At 55.9% G+C, this 20,572-nt stretch carries 22 protein-coding genes and 1 other annotated feature; of the genes, 18 read left to right on the top strand and 4 right to left on the bottom strand.

What is annotated here, in order from left to right:
- Positions 1–350: TOBE domain-containing protein (locus tag ABUA09_RS06270; protein WP_349949210.1), on the top strand; the 350-nt coding region annotated here is incomplete at its 5' end.
- Positions 351–607: 257 nt separating this feature from the next.
- Entirely contained in the window at positions 608–1,540 is a 933-nt protein-coding gene (gene gluQRS / locus ABUA09_RS06265; protein WP_058117412.1) for a tRNA glutamyl-Q(34) synthetase GluQRS, read from the top strand.
- A gap of 608 nt (positions 1,541–2,148) precedes the next feature.
- Here the strand turns inward: gluQRS and ABUA09_RS06260 are convergent.
- Genes ABUA09_RS06260 through ABUA09_RS06245 form a run of 4 tightly spaced genes read right to left on the bottom strand, consistent with a single transcriptional unit; the run spans position 2,149 to position 4,175 of the window.
- Complete coding sequence (locus ABUA09_RS06260) at positions 2,149–2,631, bottom strand: YfbM family protein (RefSeq protein WP_117452549.1); 483 nt, start codon at positions 2,629–2,631, stop codon at positions 2,149–2,151.
- 36 nt (positions 2,632–2,667) lie between these two features.
- Positions 2,668–2,913, bottom strand: coding sequence for an immunity 17 family protein (locus ABUA09_RS06255; RefSeq protein WP_002596447.1), 246 nt, complete (start codon positions 2,911–2,913; stop codon positions 2,668–2,670).
- 3 nt (positions 2,914–2,916) lie between these two features.
- The gene (locus tag ABUA09_RS06250) at positions 2,917–3,720 is read right to left on the bottom strand and encodes a helix-turn-helix domain-containing protein (protein WP_117452548.1); all 804 of its coding nucleotides are present in this window, start codon (positions 3,718–3,720) and stop codon (positions 2,917–2,919) included.
- A 47-nt stretch (positions 3,721–3,767) separates the two neighbouring features.
- Positions 3,768–4,175 (bottom strand): DUF4259 domain-containing protein, encoded by a 408-nt coding sequence (locus tag ABUA09_RS06245; protein WP_117452547.1) that lies wholly within the window; start codon positions 4,173–4,175, stop codon positions 3,768–3,770.
- Positions 4,176–4,530: 355 nt separating this feature from the next.
- On the opposite strand from ABUA09_RS06245, the gene ABUA09_RS06240 reads away from it, so the two are divergent.
- The 16 genes from ABUA09_RS06240 (at position 4,531) to ABUA09_RS06165 (ending at position 20,542) form a co-directional block, all read left to right on the top strand.
- Positions 4,531–4,944 (top strand): cysteine-rich VLP domain-containing protein, encoded by a 414-nt coding sequence (locus tag ABUA09_RS06240; protein ID WP_349949209.1) that lies wholly within the window; start codon positions 4,531–4,533, stop codon positions 4,942–4,944.
- A 111-nt stretch (positions 4,945–5,055) separates the two neighbouring features.
- Positions 5,056–5,451, top strand: a complete 396-nt coding sequence (locus ABUA09_RS06235; RefSeq protein ID WP_002596451.1) for a replication initiator protein A — start codon at positions 5,056–5,058, stop codon at positions 5,449–5,451.
- Between the two features lie 183 nt (positions 5,452–5,634).
- Positions 5,635–6,576, top strand: a complete 942-nt coding sequence (gene mobV / locus ABUA09_RS06230) for a MobV family relaxase (protein ID WP_117452545.1) — start codon at positions 5,635–5,637, stop codon at positions 6,574–6,576.
- A 71-nt stretch (positions 6,577–6,647) separates the two neighbouring features.
- Complete coding sequence (locus tag ABUA09_RS06225) at positions 6,648–6,839, top strand: hypothetical protein (protein WP_117452544.1); 192 nt, start codon at positions 6,648–6,650, stop codon at positions 6,837–6,839.
- A gap of 94 nt (positions 6,840–6,933) precedes the next feature.
- The gene (locus ABUA09_RS06220; protein ID WP_117452543.1) at positions 6,934–8,445 is read left to right on the top strand and encodes a recombinase family protein; all 1,512 of its coding nucleotides are present in this window, start codon (positions 6,934–6,936) and stop codon (positions 8,443–8,445) included.
- A gap of 250 nt (positions 8,446–8,695) precedes the next feature.
- Complete coding sequence (locus ABUA09_RS06215) at positions 8,696–10,333, top strand: Na+/H+ antiporter NhaC family protein (RefSeq protein WP_058117413.1); 1,638 nt, start codon at positions 8,696–8,698, stop codon at positions 10,331–10,333.
- A gap of 289 nt (positions 10,334–10,622) precedes the next feature.
- Positions 10,623–12,281, top strand: a complete 1,659-nt coding sequence (locus ABUA09_RS06210) for a Na+/H+ antiporter NhaC family protein (protein ID WP_208319207.1) — start codon at positions 10,623–10,625, stop codon at positions 12,279–12,281.
- A gap of 117 nt (positions 12,282–12,398) precedes the next feature.
- Positions 12,399–12,621, top strand: a binding site (T-box leader).
- A gap of 131 nt (positions 12,622–12,752) precedes the next feature.
- Positions 12,753–13,361, top strand: a complete 609-nt coding sequence (locus ABUA09_RS06205; RefSeq protein WP_033117826.1) for a hypothetical protein — start codon at positions 12,753–12,755, stop codon at positions 13,359–13,361.
- Positions 13,362–13,419: 58 nt separating this feature from the next.
- Positions 13,420–16,056 carry a valine--tRNA ligase gene (locus ABUA09_RS06200; RefSeq protein WP_075703591.1) on the top strand — a complete coding sequence of 879 codons (2,637 nt, stop codon included), beginning with the start codon at positions 13,420–13,422 and terminating at the stop codon, positions 16,054–16,056.
- A gap of 190 nt (positions 16,057–16,246) precedes the next feature.
- Positions 16,247–16,552: an anti-sigma factor antagonist gene (locus ABUA09_RS06195; protein WP_075703592.1), complete on the top strand. Its 306-nt coding sequence runs from the start codon at positions 16,247–16,249 to the stop codon at positions 16,550–16,552.
- A 52-nt stretch (positions 16,553–16,604) separates the two neighbouring features.
- On the top strand, positions 16,605–17,051 hold the full coding sequence (gene spoIIAB, locus ABUA09_RS06190) for an anti-sigma F factor (protein ID WP_033117829.1): 447 nt from the start codon (positions 16,605–16,607) through the stop codon (positions 17,049–17,051).
- A 35-nt stretch (positions 17,052–17,086) separates the two neighbouring features.
- Positions 17,087–17,779 carry a sigma-70 family RNA polymerase sigma factor gene (locus ABUA09_RS06185; protein WP_033117874.1) on the top strand — a complete coding sequence of 231 codons (693 nt, stop codon included), beginning with the start codon at positions 17,087–17,089 and terminating at the stop codon, positions 17,777–17,779.
- A 109-nt stretch (positions 17,780–17,888) separates the two neighbouring features.
- A complete protein-coding gene (locus ABUA09_RS06180) occupies positions 17,889–18,107 on the top strand; it encodes a helix-turn-helix domain-containing protein (RefSeq protein ID WP_207735840.1) in 219 nt (72 codons plus the stop codon).
- Positions 18,100–19,065: a glycosyltransferase family 2 protein gene (locus ABUA09_RS06175; protein ID WP_075705405.1), complete on the top strand. Its 966-nt coding sequence runs from the start codon at positions 18,100–18,102 to the stop codon at positions 19,063–19,065. Before ABUA09_RS06180 ends, ABUA09_RS06175 begins: the two co-directional genes overlap by 8 nt.
- Positions 19,049–19,450, top strand: coding sequence for a GtrA family protein (locus ABUA09_RS06170; protein ID WP_058118726.1), 402 nt, complete (start codon positions 19,049–19,051; stop codon positions 19,448–19,450). Before ABUA09_RS06175 ends, ABUA09_RS06170 begins: the two co-directional genes overlap by 17 nt.
- Positions 19,451–19,654: 204 nt before the next feature.
- Positions 19,655–20,542, top strand: coding sequence for an SPL family radical SAM protein (locus ABUA09_RS06165; RefSeq protein WP_195969917.1), 888 nt, complete (start codon positions 19,655–19,657; stop codon positions 20,540–20,542).
- The last annotated feature ends 30 nt before the right edge of the window (positions 20,543–20,572 follow it).

Genomic DNA, 20,572 nt, shown 5'->3' with positions numbered 1-20,572 from the left:
CCCGGGAGGTGTACGATCGGCCTGCCAACCTCTTTGTGGCCCGGTTTATCGGCTCGCCGCCCATGAACGTATGGGAGGGCGAGTACAGGGGCAGGCCCTGTACAGTTGGAATCCGACCGGAGCATGTCTACCTGGCCGGTGAGGGGGAACCGGGAGCGGTCCGGGCGATTGTGACCGACGTGGAGCGTACCGGCCGTGAGAGCTTGCTTTTTCTGAATCTCCCAGGCATGCCCGTGCTGACGGCAGCCGTCGGGGCGGACTGCGCGCGGTGCCCGGGAGAGGAGACCGGGGTGATACTGGACCGCGGCAGGCTCCACTTTTTTGATCGGGAGACGGAGCAGAGGCTGTAAAAGCGTACGGGGTGTGTGCCGAGACGGCGGAATCTGATGGGTGGAGCGCCTGAGAGGGCACAGACCGCCGCGAATGGAATGGGCCGGAAACCTTGCAGAGCAAGGATTCCGGCGCGTAAAACGGGGGCCTTTCACCGCTCAGCGGCGGAAAATAAGGGCGTTTTTCAGAATGTGGGCGGGCCGGAGAAGGATTCCCTTCCCCGACCCGCCGTTTTGTGGTACACTGTTGGAAAAATGCGAAAGGTAGACCGGCGGATATGTGCGAAAAGGGCCGTTTTGCACCCAGCCCCAGCGGGCGGATGCACCTGGGCAATCTCTTCTCCTTCCTGCTGGCCTGGCTGGATGCCAGGGCGGCGGGAGGGCGGATGGTGCTGCGGATAGAGGACCTGGACCCGGAGCGAACCGGGGAGCCCTGGACGAGCCTTCTGGTAGAGGACCTTCGGTGGCTGGGGCTGGACTGGGACGAGGGGTATGCCGCCGGCGGGACGTGCGGGCCCTATTGCCAGCGGGAGCGGACCGCCCTCTATGACGAGGCGTTCCAAACCCTGAAAGAGCTGGAGGCGGTCTATCCCTGTTGGTGCAGCCGTCATCAGCGGCTGGCCGCTTCCGCGCCCCACCCCGGAGAAGAGCGGGACCGCGGGGCGTGTGCCTGCCGGAAGCTCTCCAGGGCGGAGCAGGAGGCGAGAGCCATGGTGAGGCCTCCGGCCTGGAAGGCGGCCATGCCCCATGAGACCATCTCTTTCGACGATCTGTGTCAAGGCCGTCAGCAGTTTGATCTGGCCAGGGACTGCGGTGATTTTGTGGTCCGGCGGGCCGATGGGGTCTACGGCTATCAACTGGCCGTCACGGTGGACGACGCGCTGATGGGGGTCACCCGAGTGGTGCGGGGCCGGGATCTTCTGGACTCAGCGGCCCGGCAGCTCTGGCTGATGCGCCTGCTGGGATACTGCGCTCCCGTCTACGGGCACGTCCCCCTGCTGCTGGCCGGAGACGGAAGGCGGCTCTCCAAGCGGGAACGGGACTTGGACATGGGGGCTCTGCGGGAGCGATATGCGCCCGAAACGCTGACAGGGACGCTGACGACGCTGGCCGGGCTGCCCGCCCCGGCGGGGAGATGCGGACCAAAGGAGCTGATTCAGAACTTTTGCTGGGATAAAATAGCAAAAAATGACATTGTGACGGAATTGTAAAAACATATTTTGATATTTTACATTAACTTTAGGTCAGTTTACAAGGAACTACACGCAGACCACGAAACGGGGGCTGCTGACAACAAATAAAGGTTGAGTATCAAGCACCGGGAAAGTGCGAGATATTCAGCCTGTTTTGTTGTCCGGGGTTTCCAAAGGGGCTTGCCCCTTGGCACACGACTTTGCTTGCAAAGTGTAGTGTGTTATACGCTCTGTCGGCGTTGCCGTAAAAATGCCATTGCCGCCGGGGAGGGCAAGGGCATTTGAAGCGGCAGGAAAACGGGGCTGTGATTGCGTGGCGTGGAGCCGCAACCGCAGGACTGGTTTCATCAGCAGACAGGGCGTATATGAAAGCCCCCGTCCCTCGTCCCACGCCAGACTTCGGGACAAAATGTCCCGAACTTGTGGACACACTCTCGAAAAAGCAGCCGGATTTTTCTCTCAAAATTGAAATGGGCGGGAAGCCATTTTAAGGGCTTTCCCGCCTTGATTGCCTATTAGCAAAGGCGGACGGGACTGTCAACGGCGGCGCATTTATGCGCCGTTCATCTTGACCGTTGACTGGATCGGCTGACTTTGCTATTTCAGCAACAGTTGAAATTATACAGTTAATAGATTGACACTAAAACGGCGCTCTCTTGTGCTGCCATTTTTTCATAAAACTTTTTCAAATTTTCAAATGAATTTCTTAAATCATCTTTAATTTCATCTGCTTCATCTTCGTATCCCCAAATATTGGGGTAAATATCATTTTGGGAAAACGCACTCATATCAAATTTATCAAGATATGTTTCAAAATCAATTTCTTGCAACGCCCTGGCTATTTCTTTCACCCTATCAGCTTTCGTTCCAGATATAAAGTCTTCTTCAGATATATTGAACTGTCCTACAATCGCTTCACTGATTAAATCATCTTCAATCGGTTCGCTGGCAGATTTCCCCGTCAGTAAAAAATGAAGTGCGTCCCACATTTTATCTATATCACAAATTTCTATGTCCTCACTTTCTTGTAATTCTTCCACATCATCAAGGCACATGATTTTTTCTAATTCAATGTCAGTGGTTGGTTGATAATTTGCAATCATTCCCATTTGCATTTCCTCCATATTTCGATTTGTTCTTTTGCTTTATCTTCCCACAAAAAGAAAGAAAATCCCACAAGCAATAATTACAACGCCCAGAACGCCCATAAAGACACGATACCCGCCCTGTCCGAATATGTCATAGATAAAGCGTCCGGGGCCGTTTGGTCTTTCTCCATCCGGGCTTGTGACCCACCGCCAGTTAAAAATTGCTCCCAACAGTGTCAGCCCACCGCCCGCAATCACCACATACTGCCAGTGGTCTTTTAAGTATGCAACGACATTCTCCATGTACTACCCCCTTTTTCCTCGCTGTGGGTTCGGATTTTTCAGCAAGTCGGACTTCTCCGAAATCTTTTTAAGCCATTTCTTTTCTTCCTCGGACAGCTTCTTATAATTCAGCCGAAGCCGTTTGCAGATAAACGCCAGCGACGCTTGCTCCGGGTCGCTGTCCTCTCTGGCAACTTCATCGGCGGCCTGCAACAATCCTTTCAGCGGGTTATCCTCCGGGACGCTGAAAAAATCGTCCCTGTGGGCTTCCCGCAGGTCAAGAGCTATGCTGTTTATGTCCTGCTGTATCACATAGCGGCAAAAGCTGTCGTCGTCAATATGGGCGGCGACAAGCTGTCTTAACTGCGGGTCGGTCAAGCCGGGATTGTATTGTTTCATAATGGTTGCGCTCATGGTGTCCACTATGGCGTTTACGGTCTGCACCTGCTTCACCGCCACGCCGTTCACATAGATTTCAAGGTCAGCCATGAGCCGGGGAAAATCCGGGTGCGCCGCCAGTTCACATAAAAGGGAATTGTCCACCCGCCCGCTTTTCAGCAGTTCAATCATATCGTCACTCAAACGCAGGTCTGCAAGATCGGCGTTTGGGTGATTTTTTGTTTCGGACAACCCCAGCAGATAATCGGAGGTCACGCCGTAAAACTTCGCCAGCTTGATAAGGGCATAGTGGCTGATGTCCTTGAAGTCCTCCGCTTCATAGCTTCCCAGCGCAGACTTGGAGAGGTGCGTCTGCTCCGCAAGTTGTTCCAACGTCAGCCCACGCTCCACACGCAGGTCTTTCAATCGTTCTTGTATGGATAATTCCATGCTCTCCCTCCTCATCTGCCCGATAAATAAGCGATAATAAAAGCTATTTATTGTTGAAGCCTTTTCTTTATTGAGAGTTTATCCTCTTTCCATGCTTCATACAATTCCTCGTTTTCTTCCCACAATTCTTTTAATTCGGAATTATCAGAAAGAACAGCGTCAATGGCTTTTACAGCTTTATGTTTGAGTGGAGAGAAATCAAAGCACTTTTGCAATCTCGTCCATTCAAAATAATCATCACCATCACACCTATATTGAGTATCATTTATAACACTGTCAATAAATGCGGCTGATACCAAAGCATAATGCGCTTCGTCGTAACCGACATATTCTGCCTGTATAACCTCATCAAAGTATCTTTCAATATCAGCGATTATATTTGATGATGCTTTAAGGTCGTCCAAAGCGTCATATGCAGTATCATCATCAAAAACGCCATAATTCCATGCGCCCATATATTTTCCTCCTATATTTTTTCCCTTATTTCGATTCGCTGTTTGGATATTTTTATTGTACCACAATTCCGAGAGCGTGGAAATAGGGAGTTTTCCGGGCTGATTTCCGACTTTATGGATATACGGGACGGACGGTCATTTAGGTGTAGACTTAGGTTAGTTCATCGGTGAACAGCACCTTGAAAACAGGATGACCGTCCGAAAAGGAATATCCCGGCAGGGGAAGCACCGCAACGAGCCAGCTTCGGGACAAAATGTCCCGAAGTCCGGGGAGCGTGCCAACGCCGGAACACGCCGCAGGAATGGGGCAGGAAGCCTTTTCGGGGAGAACGGCAGCAAGGAAACGGAGGAACGCATGAAAGAAAATTTATACAAGCGATTGCCGTCCTTGGAGCGCAGGCCGGACGGTTCCCTCTACCGCATGACACCGGCGCAGAGGAAACAGGCAAACAGCCTAATCCGCCGGGAGTGCTGCAACTGTGAGGGCGGGGACTGTATCGCTCTTGACGACGGGGACGGTCATACCTGCCCGCAGATGATTTCTTTCTCGGTCTGCTGTAAGTGGTTCCGCTGGTCGGTCTTGCCGCTGGTCGGAACACTGGAAGCGGAAATTTTCCGGGATAAGGACTTGAAACGCTGTGAGGTCTGCGGCGGCGTGTTCGTCCCAAAGTCCAACCGGGGGAAATACTGCCCGGACTGTGCCGCCAGAGTTCACAGGCGGCAGAAAGCGGAAAGTGAACGGAAAAGGAGGTCGAGTGTGGACAATTAGGCAGGAAAAAAGCCTTGATTTATAAGGCTTCCAGAGGGCAGAACCGGGGCAGGTCATATAAAATATCGTCTGCCCCCGGAAATGCCGTTCTAACTGTCCACAAAGCACACTATGACAAACACGATTTATATTCATCAACCGGAGAAATCGGTCAGCTTCACCCGGCTCCCGAATTTTCTCTTTGAAGCCCCTACATTTACGCCCCTGTCCAATGAAGCGAAGATACTGTACGCCTTTATCTTGCGCCGGACGGAGTTATCCCGCAAGAACGGCTGGGCGGACGAGTACGGGCGCATTTACCTGTATTATCCAATCTGCGAGGTGGTCGCCCTGCTCCACTGTGGGCGGCAAAAGGCGGTCAACACCTTGCGGGAATTACAGTATGCGGGGCTTGTGGAGATACAGAAACAGGGCTGTGGAAAACCAAACCGTATCTACCCAAAATCCTATGAAGCGGTTTCAAACACTGACTTCAAGAAATCCGGTTCCGGTACGCCGGAGGGCTGAAAACCGTACTCATGGAGTACGATAATCAATCCTCTTGAAGTACGAAAACTGGACGGTATATAGAAATACAGAGATTAAAACGATTTATTTATATCAATTCCATTCCAATCCTATCAGAGATATTTCCGGCGGGATTTTCCTTTGGAAAAGTCCCGGATAGGAAAGGGATGGGGAAAGGAGTTTATGGCACAGCACGCAATTTTGCGATTTGAGAAGCATAAGGGCAACCCGGCAAGGCCGCTGGAAGCCCACCACGAAAGACAGAAAGACCAGTACGCCAGCAATCCCGACATTGACGCCAGCCGGAGCAAGTACAATTTTCACATCGTCAAGCCGGAGGGCAGATACTACCATTTCATTCAGAGCCGCATTGAACAGGCGGGGTGCAGGACACGCAAAGACAGCACCCGGTTTGTGGATACGCTCATAACCGCCAGCCCGGAGTTTTTCAAGGGCAAGTCCCCAAAAGAGATACAAGCCTTTTTCCAGAGGGCGGCGGATTTCCTCATTGACCGGGTAGGCCGGGAAAATATCGTGTCGGCGGTGGTACACATGGACGAGAAAACACCCCACCTGCATTTGACTTTTGTTCCGCTGACAAAGGACAACCGCCTGTGCGCCAAAGAAATCATAGGCAACCGGGCGAATTTGACGAAGTGGCAGGACGATTTTCACGCCTACATGGTGGAGAAATATCCCGACTTGGAGCGTGGAGAGAGCGCCAGCAAGACAGGCCGGAAGCATATCCCTACCCGGCTTTTCAAACAGGCCGTTTCCCTCTCCAAACAGGCGAGGGCGATTGAAGCCACGCTGGACGGTATCAATCCGATCAACGCCGGAAAAAAGAAAGAGGAAGCCCTTGCCATGCTGAAAAAGTGGTTTCCGCAAATGGAGAACTTCTCCGGGCAGTTGAAGAAATATAAGGTCACAATCAATGACCTGCTGGAAGAAAATCAAAAGCTGGAAGCGAGAGCCAGAGCCAGCGAAAGCGGCAAAATGAAAGACCGCATGGAACGGGCGAAGCTGGAAAGCGAATTGCAGAATATCCAAAGGCTGGTTGACCGTATCCCGTCGGACGTACTGGCGGAGGTAAAGCGGCAACAGCGATACACAAAGGAAAGGTGATTGAATATAAGCAAAATTTCACGCCGCCCCTGTGCGGCATTGTACCTTGAAAATTGAATATGGGAGGTTCTATGGAGCATATCAGATACAAGAAAGAAACAGAGGTCGTAACTTTTCAGGGAAAGGAAATCACGCTGGAAAATCTCTCCCCGGTGTTCACGCCGGAGCAGGAAGCGGCGAAACGCCGGGAGTTGGAACAGCAGCTTTATGAAGTGTTCCGCAAGTATGCCGATAAACGGCAGAATGAGGGCGCCGGGGCGTAAGGTTTTCCAAAGCCACCGTTGATTTGCGGGGCTGCTGGCGGTATAATAATAGTGTCAGCAGCTCCGTTTCTTTTTTAAGAAAAGGAGCGACAATATGAACAACAGAATAGACGCAATCTATGCAAGACAATCGGTGGACAAAAAAGACAGTATTTCCATTGAAAGCCAGATTGAATTTTGCAAATATGAATTGAAAGGCGGTAACTGCAAGGAATACACAGACAAAGGGTACAGCGGCAAAAACACAGACCGTCCAAAGTTTCAAGAATTGGTGCGGGACATCAAGCGGGGCTTGATTGCAAAGGTCATTGTTTACAAACTTGACCGTATCAGCCGTTCCATTCTGGACTTTGCAAACATGATGGAACTGTTCCAGCAGTACAACGTGGAGTTTGTTTCCTCTACGGAGAAGTTTGACACCTCCACTCCTATGGGGCGGGCTATGCTGAATATCTGTATCGTGTTCGCCCAGCTTGAACGGGAAACGATACAGAAGCGGGTGACGGACGCTTATTACTCCCGCAGTCAGCGGGGCTTCAAAATGGGCGGTAAGGCTCCCTATGGCTTCCACACAGAGCCTATCAAAATGGACGGTATCAACACAAAGAAGCTGGTGGTAAACCCGGAGGAAGCGGCGAATATCCGGCTCATGTTCGAGATGTACGCCGAGCCGACGACTTCATACGGGGACATTACCCGGCACTTTGCCGAACAGGGGATTTTGTTCAACGGCAAAAAACTGATACGTCCCACGCTGGCGCAGATGTTACGCAATCCCGTCTATGTGCAGGCAGACCTCGACGTGTACGAGTTTTTCAAAAGCCAGGGGACAGTCATTGTCAATGACGCCGCCGACTTTACGGGCATGAACGGGTGCTATCTGTACCAGGGGCGGGACGTAAAGCCGGACAAGGCGCAAAATCTCAAAGACCAAATGCTGGTGCTGGCTCCGCATGAGGGGATTGTCCCCTCGGACGTATGGCTGACCTGCCGCAAGAAGCTGATGAACAACATGAAAATCCAGTCTGCCCGGAAAGCCACTCATACATGGCTGGCAGGAAAAATCAAATGCGGGAATTGCGGGTATGCTCTTATGAGTATCTTTAATCCGTCCGGCAAGCAATATCTCCGTTGCACAAAGCGGCTGGATAACAAGAGTTGCCCCGGCTGTGGGAAAATCATCACTTCGGAACTGGAAGCGGTCACTTATCAGCAGATGGTGAAAAAGCTGGACAGCTACAAGACACTGACGGGCAGGAAGAAAGCGGCAAAGGCAAACCCGAAAATCGCCGCTCTGCAAGTGGAGCTTGCTCATGTGGACAGCGAGATTGAAAAGCTGGTAGACAGTCTGACGGGCGCAAACAATGTTCTGCTCTCCTATGTGAATGTGAAGATAGCCGAACTGGACGGACGCAAGCAGGAACTACTGGCGCAGATAGCGGAGTTGACGGTGGAAGCCATAAGCCCGGAACAGGTCAGCCAGATTTCCGGCTACCTCGACACTTGGGAGAATGTAGCCTTTGACGACAAGCGGCGGGTGGTGGACTTAATGCTCACTACCATAGCCGCCACAAGCGATAGCTTGAATATCACATGGAAAATCTGACGGGCGGCACACCTCCCGTCAGATACCTACCCTGTGTAGTCCCTTGTAAACTGTACTTTACAAAAATACAACAAAAGCTTTACCAGCCATGGCTTGTAATCCCTTCCAGATGGTGTTATTTTAGCAGTGGGATTGGTTTGGGTGCACAATGTTTGGACAAAACTGAGTTGGGAAAATTGTCTGAGTGCACAACACTCGCACCGCGCTACACACTACTTAGAAACCGCGCATTTTGAAAGGGAGGGTATCCATGCAACAATTCAAGCGGAAGATTGCTCCGGTGCTCTTGGTTCTCACCGCAGCGCTCGGCCTTCTGCTCACCACCGCCTTTGCGGAAGGCGAGGCCGAGTACGTCAGCAGCTTCTACTCCAGCGCACTTTCACTTTTGCCGCCGGTAGTGGCCATCGGACTCTCACTCATCACGAAAGAGGTCTATACCTCTCTGTTCCTGGGCTGCCTGGTGGGCGGCTTCCTGTACGCGAATTTTAACCCTGTCTTGGCCGTCACCAGCACATTCGACACGCTGTGTACCGCGGTGGGCGGCAACCTGGGCATCGTGGCATTCCTGGTCATTTTGGGCATCATCGTGGTGCTGATGAACCGCTCCGGCGGCTCCAAGGCATATGGCGACTGGGCCAAAAAGAAGATCAAGACCAAACGGGGCGCTCTGCTGGCCACCATGGTGCTGGCCATTGTGCTGGGCGTGGACGACTATTTCAACAACCTCACCACCGGCAACGTCATGCGTCCGGTGACCGACAGCCACAACATCTCCCGCGCCAAGCTGGCCTACATGTGTGACGCCACCGCCGCTCCCGTATGCATCATGATGCCCATCTCCTCTTGGGCCGCAGCCGTCTCCGGCGTGGCCGACACGATGGAGGGCGTCAGCGGCCTGCAGCTCTTCATCAGCGCCATCCCCTGGAACTATTACGCGCTCCTCACCCTCTTCATGCTGGTGGTTCTGGCCGTGTTTGATCTGGATTACGGTCCCATGAAGGTCCACGAGGACAACGCCAAGAAGGGCGATCTCTACACCACCCCCGAGCGCCCCTATGCCAATGCGGACGACAGCAAAAACTCCACCAACGGCAAAGTCACCGACCTGGTGATCCCGGTCATCATCCTGATCATCTTCTGCGTGACAGGTCTGCTGTACACCGGCGGCATGTTTGAGGGCGGAATCAGCGTCATCGACGCCTTCTCCAACTGTGACGCGCCTACCGGTCTGATGTATGGCTCCTTCCTTGCGCTGGTACTGATCTTTGCCTTCTACATGATCCGCCGCACCATGACGTTCTCCCAGTTTACCGACTGCATCGCCGAGGGCTTTAACATCATGGTGCCCGCCATTCTGATCCTGACCTTTGCCTGGACCATCAGCGACGTGACCAACGGGCTGCTGGGCGCCAAGTACTTTGTGGCCGACGCCATGGCCTCGGTGGCAGGCAGCTTTGCAAATCTCCTGCCTGCGGTGATCTTCCTGGTGGCCTGCGGCCTGGGCTTTGCGACCGGCACCTCCTGGGGCACCTTTGGTATCCTGATCCCCATCGTGGTGAGTACCTTCGGGGCCGACGCCGGCACCATCCTCACCATCGGTATTGCCTCCTGCTTGGCGGGCGCGGTCATGGGCGACCACTGCTCTCCCATCTCCGACACCACGATCCTGGCCTCCACCGGTGCCCAGTGCTACCACCTCAACCATGTAAAGACACAGATCCCCTATGCGGTTACGGTAGCCGCTGTGGCATTTGTCAACTACATCATCGCCGGCTACCTCCAAAATGTCATCATCGACCTGATCATCGCCTTTGCCTCCATGTTTGGAGTGCTGGTAATTATCCGTATGGTCGAGCAGAAAAAGCAGCCGGCTGCGGTAAAGAATTAAAAACAAAATTTAATAGGAACTGTGGGAGGCGGGGTAAAACCCCGCCTCCTTTTTGCACTTTTATTGAGTGGAATTGCACAATTTAAAGCAGCAGAGAAATGAAATAAAATTGAAAAATATGGTATGCGTAGGCATTAACTATAAAGAGCTACAAAAAACACACATTGTTTTTATGAAAAATGCCTTGTCTTTTCTCGGGAACTATGATATCCTGAGTGTGGGAATTGGTTTGGTTTATTTCAGCGCAGCACGTACCTTGACAACCGCATATTTGAAAGGGAGGGTAAACATGCATAGAACAAAGAGGAATTTTGTCCCCTTTATTCTGACCATCGCAGCAATTGTAGGAATCCTTATGACCACCGCCTTCGCAGAGGGCGAGGCCGAATACGTCAGTAATTTCTTCTCCATGCCGCTTTCTCTTCTGCCGCCGGTGCTGGCCATTGCGCTGGCCCTCATCACCAAGGAAGTCTATACGTCCCTGTTCCTGGGCTGCCTGGTGGGAGGTTTCCTGTACGCCAATTTTAATCCCGTCATGGGCGTTACAAGCACCTTTGATACGCTGGTGGAATCCGTGGGCGGCAACGTGGCCCTTCTCGCGTTCCTGGTCATGCTGGGTGTGATCGTGGTGCTGATGAACCGCTCCGGCGGCTCCAAGGCCTATGGTGACTGGGCCAAGAAGCACATCAAGACCAAGCGGGGCGCCCTGCTGGCCACCATGGTGCTGGCCATTGTGCTGGGCGTGGACGACTATTTCAACAACCTCACCACCGGCAACGTCATGCGCCCGGTGACCGACAGCCACAACATCTCCCGCGCCAAGCTGGCCTATATGATCGACTCCACCGCCGCTCCCGTATGCATTATGATGCCCATTTCCTCCTGGGCCGCAGCCGTTGCCGGCGTGGCCGACACCATGGAGGGCGTCAGCGGCCTGCAGCTCTTCATCAGTGCCATCCCCTGGAACTACTATGCCATCCTGACCCTGTTCACGCTGGTGATCCTGGCCGTCTTTGATGAGGACTTCGGTCCCATGAAGATTCACGAGGACAACGCCAAGAAGGGCGATCTGTACACCACCCCCGAACGTCCCTTCGAAGGGGCCGACGACGAGAGCAAGAACTCCACCAAGGGCAAGGTGGCGGACCTGGTGATCCCCGTGATCGCCCTGATCATCTGCTGTGTGTCCGGCCTGCTGTATACCGGAGGCTTTTTTACCGGTAGTTCTGATTATTTTATGGATGTAATGGGCGCGTTTGCCGACTGTGATGCGCCCACCGGCCTGATGTACGGGTCCTTCCTGGCGTTGCTGTTCGCCTTTATCTTCTATATGGTCCGCCGTACCATGAACTTCGCCCAGTTTACTGACTGTATCGCCGAGGGCTTCAAGGTCATGGTGCCCGCCATCCTGATCCTGTGCTTTGCCTGGACCATCAGCGGCGTGACCAACGGTCTGCTGGGCGCCAAGTTCTTTGTGGCCGACGCCATGGGAGCTGTCGCCTCCAACTTCGCAAACTTCCTGCCCGCAGTGATTTTCCTGGTGGCTGTGGGCCTTGGCTTCGCCACCGGCACCTCTTGGGGCACCTTCGGCATTCTGATCCCCATCGTGGTGAGCACCTTCGGCGTGGACGCCGGCACGATCCTCACCATCGGTATTGCGGCGTGCCTGGCCGGCGCCGTGTGTGGCGACCACTGTTCCCCCATCTCCGATACCACGATCCTGGCCTCTACCGGCGCTCAGTGCTTCCACCTCAACCACGTGAAGACGCAGCTTCCTTATGCGCTCACTGTGGCTGCGGTGGCCTTTGTGAACTATATCATTGCCGGTTTGATCCAGAATGTCATTGTCAACCTGATCATTGCGTTTGCCTCCATGTTTATCGTACTTATGGCACTGCGTGCCACCCTGGGCAAAGACAAGGTCAATGCCAGAGCGGCTGCAAAATAACACCGCGCGATTTGATCCAAAGGGAGTGGGCTCCGGCCCACTCCCTTTTTGCATGGAAACCGCCGATCCGCTTGACTTTTTCCTCCTTTCTGCGTATACTAAAAAGCAGTAATCATGAAAAAGGCTGTGACGGGAAGGAGTACGCTGTTCCCCCAGGTCCAGAGAGGAGCCGGACGGTGCAAGGCTCCCCCGGGAGAAGCGGAAGGTGGTCCCAGAGCTTCGGCGCACAACAGGGCGGAGCCCTCAGTAAGCGCCGGCGTGCTGCCCGCGTTATGGGCAATGGAGTGCGGACGCGGCGCGTCCGAATTCAGGTGGTACCGCGGAGAGATTCGCCCTGAGGCCGAGAGGCTTCAGGGCTTTTTTATTATATGGGCATTGCAGAGCCTTTGCAGACCGAAAATAGCGGAGCGACGCAGTGCGTCGGGACACACGGCAATTTGATTCCGCCGATTAATGAGGAGGACGGGGAGCATGAAGCGATTTGAAGTCCGTACAACTGGGAAGGTATTCAGCAGTTGGACCGATCAGTATTGTCTGTTCCGGCGGGCCAGAGAGGTACAGGGCAGATCCTTTCGACTGGCAGTGGCGGGTGAGGCGATTGTGGCCGCGGCGGCATTTGTTTTGGCGCTGTGGGGACGGCAGTCGCCGGCACAGCTGCTTTTCTTCTTCGGCGGGTCCCTGTTGATCACCTGGCATGTGACCGGGAAGATCCAGGGCCGGGACACGAAAAAATTTATCAAAAAGGCCCGGGAACAGGTGCTCTCCCCGGAGGACGCGGCCAAAAAGCTGGTGGTGTCCTTTGACGAGGAGGGGTGTACCCTCAGCGCACCGGGCACAACTCTCCCCAATCAGGAGGTGGAGTCCAGGCGGCTGTTTGAGTACCCGGAAGTAGGCGGCCTTTTCGTATCGGAGGACTACATGCTGGTGGCCTGCAAAAAAGCGGTCAGCGTATGCTTTGCCAAATCCTGCCTGACGGGGGGATCTCCTCAGGCGTTTCAGGATTTCCTGGAGGAGAAGTGTGGGCGCCCTTGGGTGTCCTACACCCTGAAAACCAAAGCACTTCAGGCTATGCTCCGGTGAACGGGCCCTGATCCGGAACCGCGATGCCGCATGAGAGTAAAAAATAGGAGTGAAACCAATGAACAGAGAACTACCGAAGGTCTATGAACCCCAGGAGGTGGAGGGCCGCATCTATAAGATGTGGGAGGAACACGGCTGCTTTGAGGGACATCGGGACCCGGATAAAAAGCCCTTTACCATCGTGATGCCGCCACCCAATGTCACCGGGCAGCTCCATATGGGGCACGCTATGGACTCCACCCTGCAGGATATCCTCATCCGCTTCAAGCGAATGCAGGGATACGCCGCCCTGTGGGTTCCCGGCACCGACCATGCCGGCATCGCCACCCAGATCAAGGTGGAGGAGGAGCTCCGCAAGAACGAGGGCCTCACCCGATACGACTTGGGCCGGGACAAGTTCCTGGAGCGGGTGTGGGACTGGAAAGCCAAATACGGCGGGCGCATCGTTGAGCAGCAAAAGAAACTGGGAGCCTCCTGCGACTGGTCCCGGGCCCGCTTTACTATGGATGACGGCCTCTCCGCCGCCGTCCGGCACGTCTTTGTCACCCTCTATAACAAGGGCCTCATTTATAAGGGCAGCCGCATCATCAACTGGTGTCCCCACTGTACCACCGCCCTGTCCGACGCAGAGGTGGAATACAAGGAGAAGCCCGGCCACCTCTGGCATATCAAGTACCCCATCCAGGGGGAGGAAGGCCGGTATGTCGTGGTGGCCACCACCCGTCCGGAGACTATGCTGGGCGACACCGGTGTGGCCGTGAATCCCAACGATGACCGCTATCGGGACCTGGTGGGCAAGACGTGCATCCTGCCCTTGGTGGACAAGGAAATTCCCATTGTGGCCGACGAGTATGTGGACATGGAATTCGGCACCGGCTGCGTGAAGATGACGCCCGCCCACGACCCCAACGACTTCGAGGTGGGGCTCCGGCACAATCTGGAATCCATCCGGGTGCTGGATGACGACGGCAAGATCAATGAGAACGGCGGCAAGTATCAGGGGCTGGACCGCTATGAGGCCCGGAAGGTCATCGTGGAGGACCTAGAGAGGCTGGGCCTGCTGGATAAGATCACCGACCATACCCACAACGTGGGCACCTGCTACCGCTGCGGTACCGATGTGGAGCCCCTCATCTCCGCCCAGTGGTTCGTCAAGATGGAGCCGCTGGCCCGAGAGGCGCTGCGTGTGGTAAATGAGGGAGAGGTCAAGTTTGTTCCGGACCGCTTCTCCAAGACCTATACCAACTGGATGGAGAACGTCCACGACTGGTGCATCTCCCGCCAACTCTGGTGGGGCCACCGTATTCCCGCCTGGTATTGCGACGACTGCGGCCGGATGACAGTCTCTGAGACCGATCCCACCGAGTGTGAGCACTGTCACTCCACGCACATCCACCAGGAGGAGGACGTACTGGATACGTGGTTCTCCTCTGCGCTGTGGCCCTTCTCCACCCTGGGCTGGCCCGCGGAGACCGAGGACTTCAAGTATTTTTACCCCACTGATGTGCTGGTCACCGGCTATGACATCATCTTCTTCTGGGTGGCGCGGATGATCTTTTCCGGCTGCGAACACACCGGCAAGCCCCCCTTCCACACCGTGTTCATCCACGGCCTGGTCCGGGACGACAAGGGGCGGAAGATGTCCAAGTCCCTGGGCAACGGTATCGATCCGCTGGTGATCGCCGAGCAGTACGGCGCGGACGCGCTGCGCTTCAACCTGGTCACCGGAAACTCCCCCGGGAATGATATGCGCTTCTATACCGAGCGGTGCGAGGCCATGCGTAACTTCGCCAATAAGATCTGGAACGCCTCCCGCTTCCTGATGATGAATCTCACCATCGACCGGTGTGAGCTGCCCGAGCACCTGGAGCTGGAGGACAAGTGGATCCTCTCCAAGCTCAACTCGGTCATCCCCGAGGTCACGGAGAATATGGACAAGTACGAGCTGGGCGTGGCAGCCCAGAAGGTGTACGATTTCATCTGGGACGACTATTGCGACTGGTATATCGAGCTCACCAAATCCCGCCTTCAGGGGGAGGACGCCGAGGCAAAAATCAACGCTCAGAAGGTCCTGTGCTATGTCCTCACCCATATCCTCAAGCTCCTTCACCCCTTTATGCCCTTCCTCACCGAGGAGATCTGGCAGGCCCTGCCCCACGAGGGGGATTTCCTCATGCTTCAAAGGTGGCCCGAGCACCACGTGGAGCTGGACTTCCCTGAGGAGGAGAAGGCTATGGAGATGATCATGGACGCCATCGGCGCGGTCCGTACCAGAAGAGCCGAGATGAATGTCCCACCCTCCAAGCGTGCCCACCTTACCGTTTCCACTTTGGAGCAGGAGGTGTTCACCGCCGGGATTCCCTTCCTCAAGCGCCTGGGCTATGGCAGCGATGTGACCATCACCGGTGTGGCGGAGTCCGGCAGTGACGCCGACCAGGCCGCCAAGGGCATGGTCACCGTCATCACCCACGCAGCGCGCATCTCCATGCCTATGGCTGAGCTGGTGGACATGGAGAAGGAGAGGGCGCGGATGGAAAAGGAGCTGGGCAAGAGCCGGGCGGAGCTGGAAAAGCTCAATACCAAGCTCCATAACCCCGGCTTTGTCAACAAGGCCCCCGCCAACGTGGTGGAGGCCGAGCGGGAGCGGGCCGAAAAGCTTGCCGCCCTCATTGCCAAACTGGAGGAACAGCTCTAGGCCATGTGAGTCCTGTGCTGGCAGACCACCCCACGCCGTCCCGGTTTTCGAGCCGGGACGGCGTTATCATACATAAATTGGGGAATCATTAAATTTCGACGAAATACCGCATCAATACCGCGCTATAATCGGGTTATACCAATATTTGGTATAACCCGATTTTTTACTATCCGGACGGGAGGGAGAGAGAATGGGTTTGACTTGTACCGGGGGAGACAGGGAAATCTGCATGGCCCTGTCCGGCGAGGTGGACCACCACCACGCCCGGGGCCTGATGACGGAAATAGAGCGGGAGATCGACCGGGAGCTGCCCAAACATGTGACGCTGGACCTAGGAGGCGTCACATTTATGGACAGCTCCGGCATTGCGGTGGTGCTGCGATGCTACAGGCGGACCGCTGAGCTTGGGGGGGCGGTGACGGTAAAAGATGTGCCGCCCCAGGCAGAAAAGGTTCTGCGGGCCGCCGGATTGGAGCGGCTCATGCGGTTTGCGTGAAAAGATGCGCGGGCGGCGGAGTCCGCCCGCGGCCAAGGAGGAAGTACATAGGATGAAACCGGTCAACACAGCCACGATTGAATTCCTGAGCCGCTCGGCCAACGAGGGGTTCGCCCGCACTGCGGCGGCCTGCTTCGCCGCCCAACTGGACCCCACTCTGGATGAGATAAACGACATCAAAACCGCTGTCAGCGAGGCGGTGACCAACGCCATCGTCCACGCCTATCCGGACCGCCTGGGACGGGTAAAATTGAAGCTGAGGCTCTTCGAGGACAGCCTGCTGGAGATCACCGTGCAGGACTGGGGTGTGGGGATCGCCGATGTGGCGCAGGCCAGGACCCCTCTTTTTACCACAGGGAACGAGGAGCGTTCCGGCATGGGGTTCACCATCATGGAGAGTTTTATGGACACGCTGCGGGTCCGCTCCACCCCGGGAAAGGGCACCACAGTCACCATGCGCCGCCGCATCGCCCGCCGCCTGACGGCGGGCGGAAAGTGAGTACCCTGGAGGCCCCGCTCTCGCAGGAAAGGGACATGCTGCTGGCTTCCGCCCGGGCCGGAGACAACGACGCCTGTGAACGGATGCTGGAGGAGAACGCCGGTCTCATCTGGAGCATCGTGCGGCGATACTATGGCCGCGGGGTGGACCCGGAGGACCTGTACCAGTTGGGGTGTCTGGGTTTTCTGAAGGCGGTGCGGGGCTTTGACCCGGCCTTCGGCTGCCAGTTCTCCACCTATGCCGTCCCCAAAATCGCCGGGGAGATCCGGCGATTTCTGCGGGATGACGGGGCGGTAAAGGTGAGCCGTGGGATCAAGGAGCGGGGGATGACCATCCGCCTGGCACGGGACAAGCTGGGCCATATGCTGGGACGGGACCCCACCCTCTCCGAGCTCTCGGAAGAGACGGGGCTGGAACCGGAGGATATCGCTGCCGCGGAGGAGGCAAACCTGCCCGTGGCCTCCCTCCAGATGGAGACGGGAGAGGACGGGTTTACCCTGGAGTCCATCCTGGGCACGGAGGGCATGGAGGAGGGAGTGGTGGAACGTCTCGCCCTGCGCGGCGCCATCGACGCTCTGCCGGAGCGGGAACGGCAGGTCATTTTTCTGCGGTATTATAAAGGCCTCACCCAGGATCGGGCCGCCAGAGTGCTGGGCGTGAGCCAGGTCCAAGTCTCCCGCATCGAGCGCAAAGCGATGGAGCATTTGCGGGAAAAGCTGGAGGCGTGACCCGTCGGATGCGCCCGATAAAGCAGCGCGCATCCGAACGCTTTGCCGATTCGCGGCAATAGCTGAAAGCTATTCTTTACTTTGATAGTTTTCAGCTATATCATGAACAATGGTGATTGTTTTGGTGGATTATGTTGGGATCATAAAGGCAAGGCGGAAAAAATTCGGCTACAGTCAATATAAAATGGCGGCTCTGGTCGGGATCACACAACCATTTTACAATGAGATCGAGCGCGGAACAAAAAAGCCGTCACTAGAGGTTTTTTTCAAAATTTGTGAAGTGCTGCATATTTCAGTTATGAGCGAGGCATCAGATGACCATGTGTGACACGCTTTATATCGTCGTTCCGTGCTACAACGAGGAGGAAGTTCTGCCGGAGACCGCACGGCGGCTGGGGGACAAGCTCCGGGGCCTGATGGCGGCGGGTAAGATATCGCCGAAGAGCCGGGTCCTCTTTGTCAATGACGGCTCCAGGGATGGGACCTGGGGGGTCATTTCAAGGCTTCATGCCGCGGACCCCCTCTTTTCAGGGGTGGACCTGAGCCGGAACCGGGGTCATCAGAATGCCCTGCTGGCCGGGCTCATGACTGCCCGGGACCGCTGTGACATGGCAGTGTCCATGGACGCCGACCTCCAGGATGATGTGGATGCGGTGGATGCCATGGTGGAGAAGTACAGCGAGGGTTGCGACATTGTCTATGGCGTCCGTTCCTCCCGGAAAAAGGATACCTTTTTCAAACGGGTTACCGCCGAGGGGTTTTACCGGGTGATGAATTTCCTGGGGGCGGAGACCGTGTTCAACCACGCCGATTACCGGCTGATGTCCCGCCGGGCCTTGGATGGATTGGCCGAATTCCGGGAGGTGAACCTCTTCCTCCGGGGCATCGTCCCCATGATCGGCTATACCGTCGGCACGGTGGAGTATGAGCGGGGAGAACGCTTTGCCGGGGAGAGCAAGTATCCCCTCAAGAAAATGCTCTCCTTTGCCATGGAGGGCATCACCAGTCTGTCTACCAAGCCCATCCGGTATATCACACTGCTGGGCTTCCTCATCTTTCTGGTGAGCCTTCTGATGCTGGTCTACTCCATCGTCCGCTGGGCCCATGGGGATACAATCGTGGGCTGGGCCAGCCTCATCTGTTCCGTGTGGGCCATCGGGGGACTGATCCTGCTGTCCCTGGGGGTCATTGGAGAGTATATCGGAAAAATCTACCTGGAGACCAAGGCACGGCCTCGGTTCCTGATCCGGGAGATTCTGGAGGACGGCAATGGCAAGGCTGATTGATTCCTCCATCCTCAAATTCCTGCTGGTGGGGGTGGGCAACACCCTCCTCTCCATGGCGCTGATGTTCCTCCTGGAGGATCTGGGCTACTGGCCCTCCACCGCCATCGCCTATGTGGCTGGGGCGGTGATGAGCTTTTTCCTCAACCGGTCCTTCACCTTCCGCAGCGACGAGACGCTGGGCCGTTCGGCGGTAAAGTTCGCCCTGAATGTGGCGGTGTGCTATGTGCTCGCATACGGCGTGGCACAGCCCGTTGGCGGACTGATCTTGGGCCGCACATCCCTTCCCACGGTCTGGCGGGATAGGCTGACCAAGTTGGGCGGTATGGCGCTTTATACGGGCTTCAACTATTTTGGACAGCGATTTTTTGCATTCAGGAGAAGATAGATTTTGACCGGGACGGCCGTCCCGGTCAAATTTTTCAGATATCCCGAGCGCAAGCGGTACATCCCCATTCAGGGGAATACCGGCGGCCCTGGCGATTGGATGCCGGAACCATGCGAGAAAGGGGCGATGCCGGTTGCGGCGGCGCCCCTTTTAAGGTAAAATAAGAAACCGATGGACCGCCCGGCACGGAAAGGGGGAGCTCCCATGGAATATGTACCCTGCAAACACCTGATTATCCGCAATCGGGATACCTCTTGGTTCGGTACCGACCATACCATGAACATCTACCGGGGCTGTCCCCACGGCTGCATCTACTGTGACAGCCGCAGTGAGTGCTATCAAAATGAGGACTTCGACCGGGTGCGTGTGAAGGAAAACGCCCTGGAGATCCTCCGCGACGACCTGCGCCGGAAGATCCGGCCCGGCGTGGTGGGGACAGGCTCTATGTCGGACCCCTACCATCCGCTGGAGGAAAGGCTGCAGCTCACCCGGAACGCGCTGGCGCTGCTGGACGCCTACGGTTTTGGAGTGGCCATCGCCACCAAGTCGGACCTGATCGTGCGGGATATCGATGTGCTCACCCTGCTGCATGCGCACGCGCCCGTGCTCTGCAAGCTCACCGTCACGACCTGTGACGACGCCCTGGCCGCACGGCTGGAGCCCGGTGCGCCCAGCCCCACCCGGCGGCTGGAGGCGGTGCGGAGGCTGTCGCAGGCGGGCCTGCCCGTCTGTGTCCTTCTCATGCCTGTGCTGCCCTTCCTGGAGGATACGGAGGAAAATGTGCTGGAGGTGGTGGAACGGGCGGCGGAGGCTGGGGCGCGGTATATCTACCCCGTGTTCGGCATGACCCAGCGGGACAGGCAGAGGGCCTGGTACTATCAGGAGCTGGAGACGCGCTTTCCCGGCCAGGGCCTGGCGGAGAAAAATCGCCGTGCCTTTGGGAACCGGTATTGGTGTGTAAGCCCCCGGGCAAAACGTCTGTGGGGAGTGTTTTCCGCGCGGTGCCGGGCACTGGGCCTCCTCTATGAGATGAAGCAGATCGTCTCCAGCTATCAGCAGGGCTATGGGGACAGGCAGCTCAGCTTTTTCTGAGGGGAAAGAGCAGCGGGAGAGGCGTGCACC

It is taken from the genome of Intestinimonas sp. RTP31139st1_F5_RTP31139_211217, from assembly GCF_040226735.1.
Taxonomy (GTDB): domain Bacteria; phylum Bacillota; class Clostridia; order Oscillospirales; family Oscillospiraceae; genus Intestinimonas; species Intestinimonas butyriciproducens.
This window is presented reverse-complemented; position numbering and strand designations above follow the sequence as displayed.

Coding starts and splice junctions, on each gene's coding strand:
- ABUA09_RS06250 (WP_117452548.1), bottom strand. CDS start 3,720: ATGGAATTATCCATACAAGAACGATTGAAAGACCTGCGTGTGGAGCGT.
- ABUA09_RS06165 (WP_195969917.1), top strand. CDS start 19,655: ATGGAATATGTACCCTGCAAACACCTGATTATCCGCAATCGGGATACC.
- ABUA09_RS06205 (WP_033117826.1), top strand. CDS start 12,753: ATGAAGCGATTTGAAGTCCGTACAACTGGGAAGGTATTCAGCAGTTGG.
- ABUA09_RS06260 (WP_117452549.1), bottom strand. CDS start 2,631: ATGGGAATGATTGCAAATTATCAACCAACCACTGACATTGAATTAGAA.
- ABUA09_RS06225 (WP_117452544.1), top strand. CDS start 6,648: ATGGAGCATATCAGATACAAGAAAGAAACAGAGGTCGTAACTTTTCAG.
- ABUA09_RS06240 (WP_349949209.1), top strand. CDS start 4,531: ATGAAAGAAAATTTATACAAGCGATTGCCGTCCTTGGAGCGCAGGCCG.
- ABUA09_RS06255 (WP_002596447.1), bottom strand. CDS start 2,913: ATGGAGAATGTCGTTGCATACTTAAAAGACCACTGGCAGTATGTGGTG.
- ABUA09_RS06180 (WP_207735840.1), top strand. CDS start 17,889: ATGGTGATTGTTTTGGTGGATTATGTTGGGATCATAAAGGCAAGGCGG.
- ABUA09_RS06170 (WP_058118726.1), top strand. CDS start 19,049: ATGGCAAGGCTGATTGATTCCTCCATCCTCAAATTCCTGCTGGTGGGG.
- ABUA09_RS06220 (WP_117452543.1), top strand. CDS start 6,934: ATGAACAACAGAATAGACGCAATCTATGCAAGACAATCGGTGGACAAA.
- mobV (WP_117452545.1), top strand. CDS start 5,635: ATGGCACAGCACGCAATTTTGCGATTTGAGAAGCATAAGGGCAACCCG.
- ABUA09_RS06200 (WP_075703591.1), top strand. CDS start 13,420: ATGAACAGAGAACTACCGAAGGTCTATGAACCCCAGGAGGTGGAGGGC.
- ABUA09_RS06210 (WP_208319207.1), top strand. CDS start 10,623: ATGCATAGAACAAAGAGGAATTTTGTCCCCTTTATTCTGACCATCGCA.
- ABUA09_RS06235 (WP_002596451.1), top strand. CDS start 5,056: ATGACAAACACGATTTATATTCATCAACCGGAGAAATCGGTCAGCTTC.
- spoIIAB (WP_033117829.1), top strand. CDS start 16,605: ATGAAACCGGTCAACACAGCCACGATTGAATTCCTGAGCCGCTCGGCC.
- ABUA09_RS06195 (WP_075703592.1), top strand. CDS start 16,247: ATGGGTTTGACTTGTACCGGGGGAGACAGGGAAATCTGCATGGCCCTG.
- ABUA09_RS06215 (WP_058117413.1), top strand. CDS start 8,696: ATGCAACAATTCAAGCGGAAGATTGCTCCGGTGCTCTTGGTTCTCACC.
- ABUA09_RS06175 (WP_075705405.1), top strand. CDS start 18,100: ATGTGTGACACGCTTTATATCGTCGTTCCGTGCTACAACGAGGAGGAA.
- ABUA09_RS06245 (WP_117452547.1), bottom strand. CDS start 4,175: ATGGGCGCATGGAATTATGGCGTTTTTGATGATGATACTGCATATGAC.
- gluQRS (WP_058117412.1), top strand. CDS start 608: ATGTGCGAAAAGGGCCGTTTTGCACCCAGCCCCAGCGGGCGGATGCAC.
- ABUA09_RS06185 (WP_033117874.1), top strand. CDS start 17,087: ATGCTGCTGGCTTCCGCCCGGGCCGGAGACAACGACGCCTGTGAACGG.